Here is a 15100-nt window from a genome sequence, read left to right as displayed (position 1 = left end):
ACTCCATAAACAGGACCCATTGAAAAACCACCTATAAGAGCTGGAACATCAGCCAAATCAACTTTCATAAAAGGCGGTGCTATAGGAATTGGAAATTGAATAAACATAAGTATAAAACTCATAGCAGACAAAATTCCTACCTTAACTAAATTTCTTAACTTTCTTTGGTCACGACTCATAATATCCTCCTTAATTTTAGGCATTAAAAAATGCCCATAAATCAGGGCATAAGGAAAAGTCCATACAAAAATGGACATCTTCTTTCATCCAGACTATACTGTCGGTTTGGGAATTACACCCAATCGGTCAAAAGACTCGCAGACTATAACTGCCGGTTTAGGAATTTAACCTCACCCTGAAGATACTTTTATAATAACATAAAATTAAAAAATTAACAAAATTAATCAAACTAAATATAAAAAAACTTTTAAGATAAAATTTAGATAATTTGAAAATTATGAAGATGAATAAGTCCTTATTTTTAGAAAAATAGTAATTAAGCACTTATAAAAATTTAGATAAAAAGTAAGATGCAATTGTCATTTCATTTCCAAAAATGATAAAAATAAGTTTATTTAAAATATTCAAACTTTCAATCTTTATAATATTTCTTTCTTATTTAATTCAACTTATTAGTGCCAACTATATAGGGATATTATTTCTTATTATTTAATTTTTCTAGTTGACACTAATAAATCATCTTGCTTTATGCTACTAGTACATTACTTATTCCTTATGAAATTCTCCTGTAACAAGCTTGGATGATATCCATCCCTTTCCTATATAAAGCCAGTATCTTTCTCCATCACTTTCTACTTTTGTTGGATGAACTACTTCTCCCCTTCTTACTTCTCCCTTTTTTTCAGATTTGATACTAGGAGATGTCCTAAGTTGACCTACACTAATATCTACAGTAAGGTCCTTTCCCATAAAGTCCTCTGCTTTATAAAATTCTACATAGTAAGGATTACCATTCTTATCCCATAGGTCATTGCTTATGATATTGTCTATATCATAGTCTTTAGAAAGCTCTTGTTTTCTTTCTTTTATGCTTTTTTTCTTATTATTTTCCTTATCATCTTTTCCAAGTTCTTCCTTTGCCCTATCATTTACTACAGCTATATCTTGAGATTTAGGAAATAGTTCTATATATTTACTAGAAAGACTTTCTGCTTTTTCATAATCTCCACTATTAAAGATATCTACTAATTGGTCAACCGCCCTTTCTTCTGCATCTTTTAATAAGTCTTCTGCCTTTTTATAATCTGAACTGGTTGATTTTGGTATGGTCTTTAGCTTAGTAACCGCCATTTCAAATTCCCCATTTTTTATTAGAGATTTAGCATCAGATAAAACTTTAGCAAAATCGTTGGACTCATTTTTCAAAGAAGAACTAACTTTATTTGAAGATATTTCGCCTCCCACAGTATCATTTGTTTCTTTGTTGTCAATTAAAGCAAATCTTATAGCTCCTACTATAAGTACTATAATAAAAATTATAATCAAGACGGTTATTATAACTTTCTTTATCCCTAGATAATTATTGTAATTATCAGCAAGCTTTACCTTTTCATTTTTATAATTTCTATGAGTATTCCTAGAATCATTATTGTTAATATTTTCTCTAAAATCTTCTCTTACTGGCCTAAGCTTTTGGGTTGTTTCTTGGTCTTTATTTCTATTATTATTTGCATTAGAGTCATAATTTAGCTTACTTCCACAATTATTACAAAACTTAGCCCCATCTTCATTGGGATGACCACAATTTTGGCAATACATATGCACCTCCTATAATAATTATTATATATCTTTTAATTTCTATATAAAAAACGTGCTGATTGCACGTTTTATCTCACCTACTCTTGATCACTATATTGCTTTAATTTTCCAAGAGCTTGATTTTCTATTTGTCTGATTCTTTCTCTTGAAAGGTTGTAGATTGTCCCTATCTCTTCTAGGGTTTTTGGCTTTTCATTGTCTAGACCGTACCTGTAGACTATAATTTGCTTTTCCCTATCAGATAGTTGGTCTAGGGCCTTCATTAGAAATTCCTCCATATCTTTTTTGAGGATTTGATCATCTACTGGAATGGACTCATCTCCAACCATATCCATAAGCTCATCTCCAGTCGAGTCCTCACTATCAAGATTTATATTAAGACTTGTAGAATTTACTTGATTTCTATTTATAAGGAAAAGATCATCTGCTTGTTTTTTGTCTATTCCTTCTTGTTTTAAAATCTTATATAACTCTTCCTCGCTTGCTTCTGGATTTGCCTTCAAGATTTGTTTAAGTTTGTTTAGTTTTAAGTACTTCCCAGCAGGGATTCTTATAGTGTGACCTTCCTTGTTTATTGCCTTTCTTATAGCCTTATCTATCCACTTATAAGCGTAGGTTGTAAACTTATATCCTAAGCTTAAGTCGAATTTCTCCGCAGCCCTTATCATTCCAAGCATACCCGATTGAACTAAATCTTCTAGTTCTAGGTCATTTCCATGGGAACGATAAAAGTAGGATGCCCTGCTTCTTACAAGTCCTTGATTTTTATCTACCAAGGCTCCTAGAGCGTTTTGGTTGCCCTTTTGGAATTGTTCCACTATTTGCTCATTTGTTAAGTCTGATAATTTGAGAATATCACTTCTTCGTTTGGCAACTAAGAGGTTTGTCTTCTCCTTTTTTTTATCATCATCTTCAAATTCATTATCTAAGTCTTCATCTTCTAGATATTGATCAAACTCTTCCTTTTCTTCATCTGTAAGCTTTTTATAAATCTTTAAAGCTTCTTTTTGATCAATTTCTTCTTCATCGAAGAAGTCTTTGAATTTGTCTAAGACTTCCTCATCTTTAAAATTTATTTTATCCATATAACCACCATAAATTTGATCTGCCTTAGCAGTCAAGTTCTTATAAAAATGATTTGAATTTTTATAAATTGAATTTTTCCACCATCACCATTATTCATTTTTCAACCTGTCCCCTATATCATCTAACAAGTCTTTAAGCTCATCTGATATAGGAAAGTCCTTGAAGTTTGTAGAGAAGTCTTTTCTTTTGCTTCTTTTTATCTTATGTTTCATATTCATAAGCTCATTTCTAAGCTCAAGGGCTGTTATCCTACTTGCCCCTCTTTCAAAAGCAAGAGATTGAACTTGACCATCATCTGTAACCACCTTTACATTGTGACGTCTGGCATAGAGGTTGGTCATCTTTTCTATATAGGTATCAGCCGTTTGAAACTTCTTGGTATATACTATTTTAATACCCAATTTCTCACTTATATTTTCCCTATCTCCATCTGAGTTGTAGGCATCAAATACCAGCTCTACAATTTCATTTGAAAGACAGGCGTACTCTGCCATCATATCAATTAACTTTTCTCGAGCAAGTTCAAGTGATTGGGACTGGATAGACTTTAATTCGGGCCAAGAATTTATTATATTATAGCCATCTATATAGGTTAGGTTCTTTTTAGTTAAAGCCATTTTGCCTTATGGTCTCATATATTGCAATAGCACTTGCTACCGACGCATTTAATGAATTTATTTTGCCAAGCATTGGTATTTTAATAAGTCCATCGCAATTTTCTCTTACAAGTCTTGATAGTCCCTTGCCCTCGTTTCCTACAACAAGTCCAATCTTTCCTGTAAGGTCTGTTTGTGTAATATCAGATTCTGCCTCTCCAGCTAAGCCATAAATCCAGAAATTTTCTTCCTTTAGTTCTTTTATGGCCCTATTAATATTAATAACCTGTGCTATATCGATGTTGTTAATGGCTCCTGCACTTGTTTTATAGACTGTTGAATTTACCTTGGCAGAGCGTCTTTCACCTATGATTATTCCATCGAAACCAAAAGCTTCTGCACTTCTTATAATGGCACCAAGGTTATGAGGATCTTCTATTTGATCTAATATCATAAGTCTTTTTTTATCCTTTAACTCATCCAAGTCCTTATATTTGAAATCTTCTACTTCAATTTCTACTCCTTGGTGATTGCCATCAATTTTTGAAAAATAGTCCTTATTTTCATAGACTATTTTTACATTTCTTTCATTAAGTTTATTTATTATTTTTTCTATAAACTTATTATTACTATTGCTTTTTAAAATATGAGCTTTTAAAATTTTTTCACCAGTGTCTATAGTTTCAATTACAGGCTTTCTACCAAAAATCTTAGCCATTATTTAAGCTCCCACTTAGTACCTTCTTTGGTATCTTTTAAAATTATGCCCATTTGACTTAGCTTATCACGTATTTCGTCAGCTTTTTGGTAATTTTTCTCTCTCTTAGCTTCATTTCTTTCGTCTATCAGTTTATTTATATCATCTTCATCAACTAAATCAGTGGATTTTTTCCTGTTTTCAATTCCAAGAACATCTTCAAGTTTAAGATATAAATTTCTTGTTTTTTCTACAAATTCCTTAGATGAACTTGAGTCAACTTTTGTATTAGCAAACTTAGCAATATCAAACAAAACTGTTATAGCATCAGGAGTGTTTAAGTCATCATCCATAACCCTTTTAAACTCTTTTTCAAATAAATCTAGCTCTTTAAGTGATTTTTTCTCATCATCTGTGAGATTTCCACTTGTAATTTTAAGCAAGTCATCTAACCTAAATTTGGCATTATTTAACCTATTTAGGGAGTTTTGGGCTTGTTCAATTATCTGTCTTGTAAAGTTTATAGGAAGTCTATATCCTGCTGATAGTAGCCAAAATCTTACAACCATGAGATCATATTCTTTCTTTATATCATGAAGGGTAAAGAAATTACCCAAAGATTTACTCATTTTAGTACCATCTACTTGAATCATTCCATTGTGCATCCAGTAGTTTGCAAACTTCTTGCCAGATCTTGTTTCTGATTGGGCTATCTCATTTTCATGGTGAGGAAATTGTAAATCTTCTCCACCAGCATGAATATCTATTGTTTCTCCCAAGTATTTTTTGGTCATAGCTGAACATTCTATATGCCAACCTGGTCTACCTGAACCCCATGGTGAATCCCATGAAATTTCACCTTGCTTTTTTGTAGCTTTCCATAAGGTAAAGTCCATAGGATTTCTTTTTTTGGCCTTATCCTTATCATCAAGCCTGTTTGATGCTCCTTCTCTTAAATCTTCTATATTTTTTCCGGAAAGATGACCATAGTTTTTGGCCTTTGAAATATCAAAATAAACATCTCCATCAGAAACATATGCCGCATCCTTATCTATTAATTCTTTAACAAAGTTAATTATATCATCCATCGTTTCTGTAGCTTTAGGGTGTATAGTATTTTCCTCATCTATATTCAAATCTTTGGAATCTTCCATGTAGGCTTTTATAAACTTGTCTGAAACTTCCTTTGTTGTAATATTTTCCTTAATGGCCTTGTTTATAATCTTATCATCGACATCTGTGAAGTTTACAACATATTTTACATCATATCCTAAATATCCTAAATATCTTCTCATGGTATCAAACACTACTAAAGGACGAGCATTTCCTATGTGCATATAATCATATACAGTTGGACCACATACATACATTTTTACCTTATTTTCATCTATTGTTTTAAAGTCTTCCTTTTTTCTTGTGAATGTATTATATATTTTCATATCAAAATCTTCCCTTAACGTAGTTTAATCTATCAATTATCTTAGACTTGCCCATAATAACAAAGGCATTTCCAAGATCTGGCCCATGTACATTGCCTGTAAGAGATGCTCTTACTGGAAACCATAAGTTCTTTCCTTTTATGCCAGTCTCTTTTTGGATAGATTTCATTACAGATTTAGCAAATTCCATATCAACTTCATCAACTTCATTTAGTTTATTAATAAAGCTATCAAAAATCATCTTAGCTTCATCAGTTCTTATAGCTTCAACCGCCTCATCTGTCCATTTCATTTCGCTATCATCTACATAGTAAAAATAAGCTTGATCTACTATATCTGAAAACTTATCTATAGCTGATTGCCAAGTTGCTGCAAGTAGATTAAGCAATTCATCTGGATAGTCTTCACCAAAGAAACCTGCTTTTATGCAATAAGGCTTAATTGCCTTTGCTAAATCTTCAACGCTCATCTCTCTCACATAATGACCATTTATCCAATCAAGCTTTCTTACATCAAATACAGCCCCTGTCTTATTTACCCTATCAAAGCTAAATTGTTCAGCCAATTCTTCCATAGTAAAAATCTCTTCTTCGCTATCTGGTGACCATCCCAAAAGAGCAAGATAGTTTATTAAACCTTGAGGTAAATATCCTCTTTCGATGAAATCTTCAACCATTCCATCTCCATTTCTCTTAGAATATTTTTTGTGATCTTTATTTAATACTGTTGGTAGGTGGATAAATTCTGGAGCCTTCCACCCAAAAGCTTCATAAAGATAAACGTGTTTTGGTGTTGATGAAATCCACTCATCCCCTCTTACTACATGAGTAATTCCCATTTCATGGTCATCAACTATAACTGCAAAGTGATAAGTTGGATATCCATCCTCTTTTATAAGTACTTGGTCATCCATATCAGATGTATTAAAACTAATTTTCCCCTTAATCCTATCTTCAAATGAAATATCTGTATTTTTTGGAAGTTTTAGTCTTACTGTGTATTTTTCTCCATTTGCAATTCTTTCTTTTGCCTCATCAAGGCTTAAAGATCTACAAAGTCCATCATATTTTGGAGTAAGTCCATCAGCTTTTTGTCTTTCTCTTAAATTATCTAGTCTTTCCTTTGAGCAGAAGCAGTAATATGCCTTACCTTCTTCTATAAGTTGATTTATATATTTATCATAAATTCCAGCTTTTACCCTATCTGATTGGATATAAGGTCCAGCCCCTCCCACTTCAGTAACTTCTCCATTTTTATCAAGTTTTACACCTTCGTCAATTTCTATACCTGACCATTTTAAAGTCTTTAGAAGATTTTCCAAGGCTCCTTCAACAAATCTTGTCCTATCTGTATCCTCAATCCTTAAAAGCATCTTTCCACCAGTATGTCTTGCATAAAGGTAGTTAAAAAGTGCTGTCCTAAGTCCACCGATGTGGAGGTATCCTGTTGGTGATGGTGCAAATCTAACTCTTGTTTCTGTCATAATTCCTCCTTAAATTCTTGCTTTTATTATATAATATATTGACATTTTTATAAACATTTAACAAATTTACTTAATAGTCTTATCTATAATTAAGTTATTAACAATTTTTATAGCTTAATTTTAACGTAAAGTAGGGAGTGATTTTCCACTCCCTACCTTATTATTACCCATATTTTAACACACAAAACAAATCATTTCAAGATTAATTATGAATTATATACTTCTTCTTGCTAGCTTAATTATATTTTCACTAATCTATTATTTTATTTGTTCTATAGTGTTTATAATGATTTAATTATATTATGAGTATTTTATAATTTCAATTAATGGCTATTAGGTATTTTAAAAATTGTAGTCATAAAATTCCAAAAATATAAATTTTTCTCTAAAAAGTTGTGAAAATTTAGTAAAAGATAAATCATTAAGATTTCAAGACTTATCACTGATAAAATCTTGATGGACAAGAACTTCTAGATAAATTATATGAAGTTATAGAATGTTTATTGAATATAGACAAAGACTTAGTGAATTTTAAACTTAGAGATTTTATAGGAAAAATCTGATAACTCTAATACAAAAAATCTCGCAAAACACAATATAGCTTAGGATAGTTTTCAATAGCAAGCCTAATTAAAGCTCTACTCGGCTAAGATAAGTCTAGTCTAGTCCAAGCTCTTATATCAGTAGTCTTATTTGGATTTGGTATAGAAAAAAATAATAAAACATTCTATAATATAAGTATAGTTTTTTTGCTTGTCATATTTATTATTTTGTACAAGATTTTAGCAGAAGTTTTGTTTATAACTTCTTATTAGGATTTCTTATCCATTTATAAATCTTGTAGCATTTCATGTGGCTTGCTTTATTACAAATTTTATCATATCTATATATCCTAATAAAATTATACTTAGAATTAAAGTAAGGTAAGCTTGTATTGATAAATTAATAGATTTATCTAAAAAAATCAATAAAGTTACAAGTAAAATAAAAAACAAAAGTGAAACTTATATCCATTCGACTATTATCTAATAGATAATCAATGATTTTATTAAGATTGTAAGAAATAACGAATCTTACAGTAAAAAATATGCTAAGTGTATAAAAACAGCTTAATATAAGCAAGTAGCAATAATAAAAATGTTACGAAGCAAAAGATTAATCAATAGCAAATAATTAAGTTTCAAAAGCCTTCAAAACTACTAATTATGGAAAACCTAGTTTTAAACATAGTTAGAGCAGGAAAAATCAATAGAAATTTTAACATTATAAATTCTAAATGGTAATATATTTTTAAAAAAACATTTAAAGTAAATCATTTTTTTTAAATAAAATCAGATAATAATTAATATTCACTTGTGATATAATTATATTAAAAATTTTAAGGAGGTAATATGGCTAGGTATTTGGTAGGAGATTCGATTGATACATGGAATTTTACTGACGCCTATAATAGTTGTAATGACAATGATATTATAGAGTTAGAAAAAAATTTCGAACTTTATCTCCCGAATGGTTTCATATTAAATAAAAACATTACTATTGAAGGTCATCTAGAAAATAAAAATAATACTGATTATTACACTAATAATATATATGGTGATTTTACAATAAAAAATAAGTCTAATGTATTGCTTAAATCCCTTTGGATTGAGTGCATAAATAATACAAAAAATATATTAAATATAAAAGACTCATCTGTTGTAAGTTTAAATAATGTAGTATTAAAAAGATCAGAAAATATAAAGATTAATTCTAACGAGGGTAAGTATCCAGATATTTACTTAGATGTTAATTCTAAGCTTTTTATGGACTCAGTTACGACTTTTGATATAGAAGACAATTATTCTGTGTTTTTCTTTAAAAACTCAAGAGTAGAGATTAAAAATTCAAATATTAACTCAAATCTAACAGTGAATAATTCAACAGTTAATATAGAAAATACCTCTATAAGCAAACATTATACAAATACAATTAATTGCCAAAACTCAACCTTATCTATAAAAAACTCTAGTGTAAAAGGAGGTTTTGTAGAAAAAGATTTGCCTTCTCTATACCTTAAAAATTCGAAACTCTATTCAAACAACTCTATATATGAACAAAATAAATATACTGCTAATATTTACCTATCAGATAATTCATATATTGAATCTTCTAATGACACCATCTCATCATTAAATCTATCTGAAAGTAGAGGGCTAATTGAAAATACTACAATAAAAGAAATAATTTTCATAATCAAAAAATCTTATCTTGTAAGTGATAAAAATTTGCTACTTTTAGGAAAAAACAATGAAAAAATAGATATCTATATGGATGATTTTTCTACATTAAGAGCAAAAATAGTAGATTTTTATAGGGTTTTTAATCCTAATGTTAGACTTAATGGTAATTCATACTTGCAAATTAATAATATAAACTATGAAGGTGAGTTTGACTTAGAAAAAATAAATAGCTTAAAATTTGAAACAAAGCAAGATTCTACTTATAAGATTTTAAGCTTAGATAATCCAGATAGTAAAAATGATAGCAATGGTTTAGAAAATTCTAATGAAGAAAGTAACAATGAAGTCGATGCATTTAGTGAACTCAATAAACTTATAGGTCTTTCCTCTGTTAAAAATGAGATAAATAAGATGGTAAGAATGGTTGAATTCAACAAAAAAAGGATGGAACAAGGACTTCCTGTTGAAAAAAGCTCACTACACTCAGTATTTTTAGGAAATCCTGGAACTGGAAAAACTACTGTTGCAAGACTTATAGGAAAAATTTTATTTGAAAATGGTGCCCTTTATAATAAAGATAAATATATATTTATAGAAGCTTCAGAGTCTGATTTAATTTCATCTTTTGTTGGAAAAACAGCAATACAAACCCATGAAATACTTGAAAAGGCCAAAGGTGGAGTCTTATTTATAGACGAGGCTTACACCTTAAATAAGGGTGATTCTTCTGTAAATCATGGACAAGAGGCCATAAATACCATTCTTAAATACATGGAAGATCACAGAGATGAAATAATGATAATCTTTGCAGGATATACCAAGGAAATGGAACAATTCCTTGAAACAAACCCAGGTCTTAAGTCAAGAGTTTCAAATAGGTTTATCTTTGAAGACTATACAAGTGATGAGATTGTTGAAATAGGAGAAAGTATCCTAATTAGTAAACAATATGTTCTAGAAGATAGACAATATTACAAGAAAAATGTATCTTTTGCTTATGAGTCAACACTTGATAAGTCAAATGCAAGATGGATTAGAAATTTCAATGAAAAACTCCTAAAAGTATTTGCAGATAGGGTAATAGAAACAGGCTCTGATGATTTTACTACTATAACAAATACTGATATAGATGAAGTTTTCGATTCTAAAAAATATAAAAATTACGATGATAAAGATGAAGATGCTTATGAAAAATTAAATAAGCTAATCGGTATAAATCAGGTTAAAAAACAGGTCAACGAATTTATTTCAATGGCAGAGCTTAACAAAAGAAGAAAAGATCAAGGGCAAAGAGTCCAATCCATGTCCCTTCATTCCCTATTTTTAGGAAATCCTGGAACTGGAAAAACTACTGTTGCTAGAATATTAGGTAGTCTTCTATATCAAAAATCTATTATAACTGAAAATAAATTCATAGAAGTTTCTCGTTCTGACCTTGTAGCTGGCTTCGTTGGCCAAACCGCCATAAAAACAAGGGAAGTTTTAAAATCCGCCCTAGGTGGAGTACTTTTCATAGATGAGGCCTATAGCCTTTCATCAGGAACTGGAAATGACTTTGGAAGGGAAGCAATCGATGAAATCCTCAAATTTATGGAGGACTATAGAGATAATATTGTAATAATATTTGCAGGTTACAGCAAAGAAATGGCTGAATTCCTTGGGATGAACTCAGGTCTATCTTCAAGAATACCAAATAGGTTTGTATTTGAAGACTATGACGATGAAGAGATTTGTCAAATAGGGCTATTAAGTCTAAATAGTCTTGGTTATAATATAAACGAAGATTTATATAAGGATATAATAGTTAATAATTATCACAAAACAAATGATAATAGTAACGGTAGATGGGTTAGAAACTTCAACGAAAGACTTGTAAAGACTATGAGTCAAAGAGTTGCAAATACTAATTCTGATGATATAGATAATATTTTAGATGAAGATTTACTTAATATAAAGGAGTAAAAAATGGATGATAACACTTATGTAAAGCCTCCTAATCTAGAAAAAGAGGATGAGTATGTAAAACCAAAAAGTAAAAAAGATGATTATGTTAAGCCTCCAAAACAAGAATATTCTAATATTAAAGAAAGTTATTACAAAATCAAGGAAAATCCTTATATCTATGAAAATAAAATTTACAAAGATCCTTATGAAAACCCAACTTATTTTGGTACACCAAAAGTCGGATTAAAGTTTTATATAAATTCCTATCTGATATACTCATTAATATTTGGATTTTCTATGTTTAATCAAACGAAATTAGTTGGTTTACTATTCTTGGCTTATAGCTTATTTTCAAATTATACCTACTCTTGGTATGCTGATTATAAGAAATATGTGGGTGGAAAATTCAAATGGTTTTTCAGCCCAATGGGTACTGTAGCTACTGCAGCAGCCTCAACATTTTTTCTAGATGCAGTAGATGGTGACTATAATTCTTTCAGCCTACTAAGACCTGGTTTTTATAGAAAAAATCAGCCTATACTTATATTTATAATATTATGCGTAGTAGTAGAGTATTTTAAATATATTATTAACTTTTTTATTGCCTTAGTTTCTATATTTACTCATAAAACTACAATAAGAAAATACAATGAGGCCGTAGATTATAACAACTAAAAAAATCCTATATATAAGCTAAAAACTTATATATAGGTTTTTTTATATTGCCCTAGCTTGATTTTTAGAATCTAATACCTCTGTTGGAAGACTTTCCAAAGCATATTCTAATTTTTTAATCATCTTTTCTTTATTTCTCATATGACTTGATACCCTAACAAGGTTTACTATATGTCCCGATGAGTATAAAACATCTCCTGGAACATTTAAATTTTTTAATAACTCTATTTGCTCTTCTAAGTTTTCCCTATTTGTTGTTTCTTGAAATTTGCCTTCTTCTCTCATCTTAAAAAGAAGTGAACCATATTGGACATCTGTTGACATGATAAAGATTCCTATAGGTGAGTAGGTATTTAAAAACTTGGCAGTCTCTTTTGCATTTTCCTTTGATTTTCCTCTACCCTTTATCCCTTGCATAACTATGGCATTATAGCTCATTTTTGCATATTTCATCTTTTCAAGACCCTTATGGTATTCTTCTAAGTCACATCCCTTATTAAGCCAGGATAAGACCTCTCTATCACCTGTTTCTACACCAAACCAAAGCTCGTTATAAGCTTTCTCCCTTAAAACTTTCAAATCTTCCTTGCTCTTATTTTTAAGATTATAAAAGCTGGCATAGGATGTGATTGTCTTTATCTCTGGTATATATTTGTGGATAAGATCTGATATTTCAATTAATTTCTCAGTAGAAAGTACAAAAGGATCTCCATTTAAAAGATATATCCTTTCAATGGGTCTTGGATACCTTTGTGAGATTTCTATAATATCATTTTCTACATCAGCTATGGGCGATATGCCGAATTTTGTCTTATGATACATGGTGCAAAAGGCACAATTGTTGTGGCTACAACCATAAGTTACCTCCAATAGTGGTGTGTAGGCTTCAAGTGGTGGTCTATAGACTTCTCCTGTGTAATGCATAATAGTCCTTTCTATATATTTTCTATAAATCTTTCGATATCTTCCTTGCTTGTCTTATAGCTTGTGACAAGTCTTACTATATTATAATCATTATCTTTTCCACAGCTTTCAAAAATGGCAAATTTTTCCCATTTTTCAACATCTTTATCACTTACTTTTACAAAAACTTGATTTGATGAAAATTCATAGGCTAGGTCAAAACCCTTGTCTTTAAGGCTAGTGCTAAGTTTTTCAGCCAAAATATAGGCTTTTTTTGCACCCTTTATATATAAATCATCCATAAATAGTCTTTCAAACATAAGACCTGTCACAAAGCCCTTTGCAAGCATAGCTCCCTTTTGTTTTTGTAAATTTCTAAAATTTCTCTTTAAGTCATCATTAACTATAACTAAGGCCTCTCCAAACATAAGTCCATTTTTGGTTCCACCAAAGTAAAATATATCACAAAGTTTTGTAAGGTCTTTAAATTTTATATCTGATTTTTTACTTACCAATGCATGAGCAAGTCTTGCCCCATCCATAAAAAGATATAGGCCATTTTCTCTACAAAAGTCATATATCTCTCTAAGTTCTCCTTTTTTATAGAGTGTTCCAACTTCTGTTGTATTAGATATGTAAACTTTTCTAGCAACAGTATGATGTTCATTAGTAAAAGTCTTGTATTTTTCTTGAAGTTTATCTTTTGTAAGCTTTCCATCCTTTGTCTTAATGGTTTCAATCTTAATCCCACAAGCTTCAATCGCTCCTGCCTCTTGGTCTTCTATGTGGCCAGTCCTTGCTGAAATTATGGACTCTTCTGGTCTCATGCCAAGACTTGCACCAAGTATATTAGCACTTGTCCCACCTGGAATAAAATAGATATCAACATCATTATCCCCTAATTTTTCCTTTATTAAATTTTCTGCAATTTTTGTATGAGAATCTGTTCCATAGCCAGGATTTAGCTCATCTAGGTGTTCTTTTATATAGTCTAGTATTTCTGAGTAACATATATCTGAATAGTCATTTCTAAAATTAATCATAAAGTCTCCTTAGTGAAAATGTTTCTAATTTAATCATACATTTTTAGAGGGATTTTACAACGAAAGCTTACTTCATAGATTTATGGATATAATATTGAAACATAAATAATCAACTTTATATAGTAAAATAATAAAACTCAAACTTTATTCTAAAACTCCCATACAATTTGCATCTTGTAATTTTACTATATTCGCTATTGCAAAATATCTTGACTAATAGATAGGACAGATTTATCAGTAATAAATTTTTCTTGTTATAAAGTGTAATATGTTATATAATAAACAAAAATTTTATTATATTAAGAAAGGAATCACTATGACAAAACGATTGCCCCTACCTATAGTTGGTCTTATGCTTTCTATGTTTGCTCTAGGAAATTTATGGCAGGATACAAGCACTGATTTTAGGATACTTTGTGGGACTATAGGATTTATTTTAGGACTTTTATTTATAATTAGGATTTTAAAAGATTGCAAAACCTTTTCAGAAGAGATGAAAAATCCAATAATGGCCTCAGTTATTGGAACTTTTCCCATGGCCCTTATGCTTTTTTCAGTATATATTAAGCCGATTTTTGGAAATAAAGCAATTTTAATTTGGTATTTAGCAATAATTTTTCATATAATTTTGATTGTTTATTTTACCATTAACTTTATAATAAGGCTTGATTATAAAAATGTATTTGCATCATATTACATAGTATATGTTGGTATAGTTGTGGGAAGTTTAACATCACCTGCCTTTGAGAAGAAGAATTTGGGAATTACTTTTTTCTACTTTGGTTTTATAGCCATGCTTATTCTTTTAGGGCTTGTAAATTACCGATACATAAAATATAAGGAGGTTCCAAATCCTGCAAAAGCACTTTTCATAATCTCATCAGCCCCAGCAAGCCTATGCCTTGCAGGATATATTCAAGCTTCAAATATGCCAAATAAGGCTATGGTAATTTTTTTATTAATCTTATCTCAAGCCTTGTTTATCTTTTGCTTGACTAAGTTTATATCCTATGTAAGACTTCCATTTTACCCATCCTACGCATCTTTTACCTTTCCATTTGTAATAACTGCAATAGGGATTAAGATGGCTTGTGGATTTTTAAAAAATGCTGGAATGAACCCTGGCTTATTGTTAGTTTTAGCAAAAATCGAGTTTTATTTTGCAACCATAATTTGCCTTTATGTTTTAATTAGATTTGTAATAAATTTTGTAAAAGTCAAAAATTAGAGGAG

12 protein-coding genes and 1 riboswitch are annotated in these 15100 nt (G+C 30.1%); of the genes, 3 read left to right on the top strand and 9 right to left on the bottom strand.

Going from position 1 to position 15100, the window contains the following annotated elements; genetic code table 11:
* The 7 genes from SOR60_RS01955 to gltX all read right to left on the bottom strand — a co-directional run.
* On the bottom strand, window positions 1–179 hold a 179-nt coding region (locus tag SOR60_RS01955; protein WP_320595083.1), incomplete at its 3' end, for an ECF transporter S component.
* 72 nt (window positions 180–251) lie between these two features.
* Window positions 252–367, bottom strand: a riboswitch (FMN riboswitch).
* Window positions 368–726: 359 nt separating this feature from the next.
* On the bottom strand, window positions 727–1779 hold the full coding sequence (locus tag SOR60_RS01950) for a zinc-ribbon domain-containing protein (RefSeq protein ID WP_320595082.1): 1053 nt from the start codon (window positions 1777–1779) through the stop codon (window positions 727–729).
* Window positions 1780–1856: 77 nt separating this feature from the next.
* Window positions 1857–2864, bottom strand: coding sequence for a sigma-70 family RNA polymerase sigma factor (locus SOR60_RS01945; protein ID WP_320595081.1), 1008 nt, complete (start codon window positions 2862–2864; stop codon window positions 1857–1859).
* Window positions 2865–2954: 90 nt separating this feature from the next.
* Window positions 2955–3482: an NYN domain-containing protein gene (locus SOR60_RS01940; protein ID WP_320595080.1), complete on the bottom strand. Its 528-nt coding sequence runs from the start codon at window positions 3480–3482 to the stop codon at window positions 2955–2957.
* A complete protein-coding gene (gene rlmB, locus SOR60_RS01935; RefSeq protein ID WP_154539639.1) occupies window positions 3469–4179 on the bottom strand; it encodes a 23S rRNA (guanosine(2251)-2'-O)-methyltransferase RlmB in 711 nt (236 codons plus the stop codon). The genes SOR60_RS01940 and rlmB overlap by 14 nt, the downstream gene beginning before the upstream one ends.
* Window positions 4179–5597 (bottom strand): cysteine--tRNA ligase, encoded by a 1419-nt coding sequence (cysS, locus tag SOR60_RS01930; RefSeq protein WP_320595079.1) that lies wholly within the window; start codon window positions 5595–5597, stop codon window positions 4179–4181. Before cysS ends, rlmB begins: the two co-directional genes overlap by 1 nt.
* 1 nt (window position 5598) lies before the next feature.
* Complete coding sequence (gene gltX, locus SOR60_RS01925; protein WP_320595078.1) at window positions 5599–7080, bottom strand: glutamate--tRNA ligase; 1482 nt, start codon at window positions 7078–7080, stop codon at window positions 5599–5601.
* Between the two features lie 1391 nt (window positions 7081–8471).
* Here gltX and SOR60_RS01920 point away from each other — a divergent pair.
* Together SOR60_RS01920 and SOR60_RS01915 are read left to right on the top strand one after the other, a co-directional pair.
* Window positions 8472–11264, top strand: coding sequence for an AAA family ATPase (locus tag SOR60_RS01920; protein ID WP_154539645.1), 2793 nt, complete (start codon window positions 8472–8474; stop codon window positions 11262–11264).
* 3 nt (window positions 11265–11267) lie between these two features.
* The gene (locus SOR60_RS01915) at window positions 11268–11921 is read left to right on the top strand and encodes a hypothetical protein (protein WP_154539647.1); all 654 of its coding nucleotides are present in this window, start codon (window positions 11268–11270) and stop codon (window positions 11919–11921) included.
* A 42-nt stretch (window positions 11922–11963) separates the two neighbouring features.
* Here SOR60_RS01915 and SOR60_RS01910 read toward each other — a convergent pair whose 3' ends face one another.
* Together SOR60_RS01910 and SOR60_RS01905 are read right to left on the bottom strand one after the other, a co-directional pair.
* The gene (locus SOR60_RS01910) at window positions 11964–12845 is read right to left on the bottom strand and encodes a radical SAM protein (protein WP_320595077.1); all 882 of its coding nucleotides are present in this window, start codon (window positions 12843–12845) and stop codon (window positions 11964–11966) included.
* An 11-nt stretch (window positions 12846–12856) separates the two neighbouring features.
* Window positions 12857–13867 (bottom strand): threonine aldolase family protein, encoded by a 1011-nt coding sequence (locus tag SOR60_RS01905; RefSeq protein WP_320595076.1) that lies wholly within the window; start codon window positions 13865–13867, stop codon window positions 12857–12859.
* 316 nt (window positions 13868–14183) lie between these two features.
* Between SOR60_RS01905 and SOR60_RS01900 the strand changes: the two genes are divergently transcribed.
* On the top strand, window positions 14184–15095 hold the full coding sequence (locus SOR60_RS01900; protein WP_320595075.1) for a TDT family transporter: 912 nt from the start codon (window positions 14184–14186) through the stop codon (window positions 15093–15095).
* Window positions 15096–15100 lie beyond the last annotated feature (5 nt).

The sequence above is a fragment of the Anaerococcus porci genome (genome assembly GCF_034090325.1).
Taxonomy (GTDB): domain Bacteria; phylum Bacillota; class Clostridia; order Tissierellales; family Peptoniphilaceae; genus Anaerococcus; species Anaerococcus porci.
Note: the sequence above shows the minus strand (reverse complement) of the source record. Positions and strands in the feature narration are given on the sequence as shown.

Excerpts from the sequence above, each read along its gene's own strand:
- SOR60_RS01950 (WP_320595082.1), bottom strand. The coding sequence starts at position 1,779 with ATGTATTGCCAAAATTGTGGTCATCCCAATGAAGATGGGGCTAAGTTT.
- SOR60_RS01945 (WP_320595081.1), bottom strand. The coding sequence starts at position 2,864 with ATGGATAAAATAAATTTTAAAGATGAGGAAGTCTTAGACAAATTCAAA.
- SOR60_RS01940 (WP_320595080.1), bottom strand. The coding sequence starts at position 3,482 with ATGGCTTTAACTAAAAAGAACCTAACCTATATAGATGGCTATAATATA.
- rlmB (WP_154539639.1), bottom strand. The coding sequence starts at position 4,179 with ATGGCTAAGATTTTTGGTAGAAAGCCTGTAATTGAAACTATAGACACT.
- cysS (WP_320595079.1), bottom strand. The coding sequence starts at position 5,597 with ATGAAAATATATAATACATTCACAAGAAAAAAGGAAGACTTTAAAACA.
- gltX (WP_320595078.1), bottom strand. The coding sequence starts at position 7,080 with ATGACAGAAACAAGAGTTAGATTTGCACCATCACCAACAGGATACCTC.
- SOR60_RS01920 (WP_154539645.1), top strand. The coding sequence starts at position 8,472 with ATGGCTAGGTATTTGGTAGGAGATTCGATTGATACATGGAATTTTACT.
- SOR60_RS01915 (WP_154539647.1), top strand. The coding sequence starts at position 11,268 with ATGGATGATAACACTTATGTAAAGCCTCCTAATCTAGAAAAAGAGGAT.
- SOR60_RS01910 (WP_320595077.1), bottom strand. The coding sequence starts at position 12,845 with ATGCATTACACAGGAGAAGTCTATAGACCACCACTTGAAGCCTACACA.
- SOR60_RS01905 (WP_320595076.1), bottom strand. The coding sequence starts at position 13,867 with ATGATTAATTTTAGAAATGACTATTCAGATATATGTTACTCAGAAATA.
- SOR60_RS01900 (WP_320595075.1), top strand. The coding sequence starts at position 14,184 with ATGACAAAACGATTGCCCCTACCTATAGTTGGTCTTATGCTTTCTATG.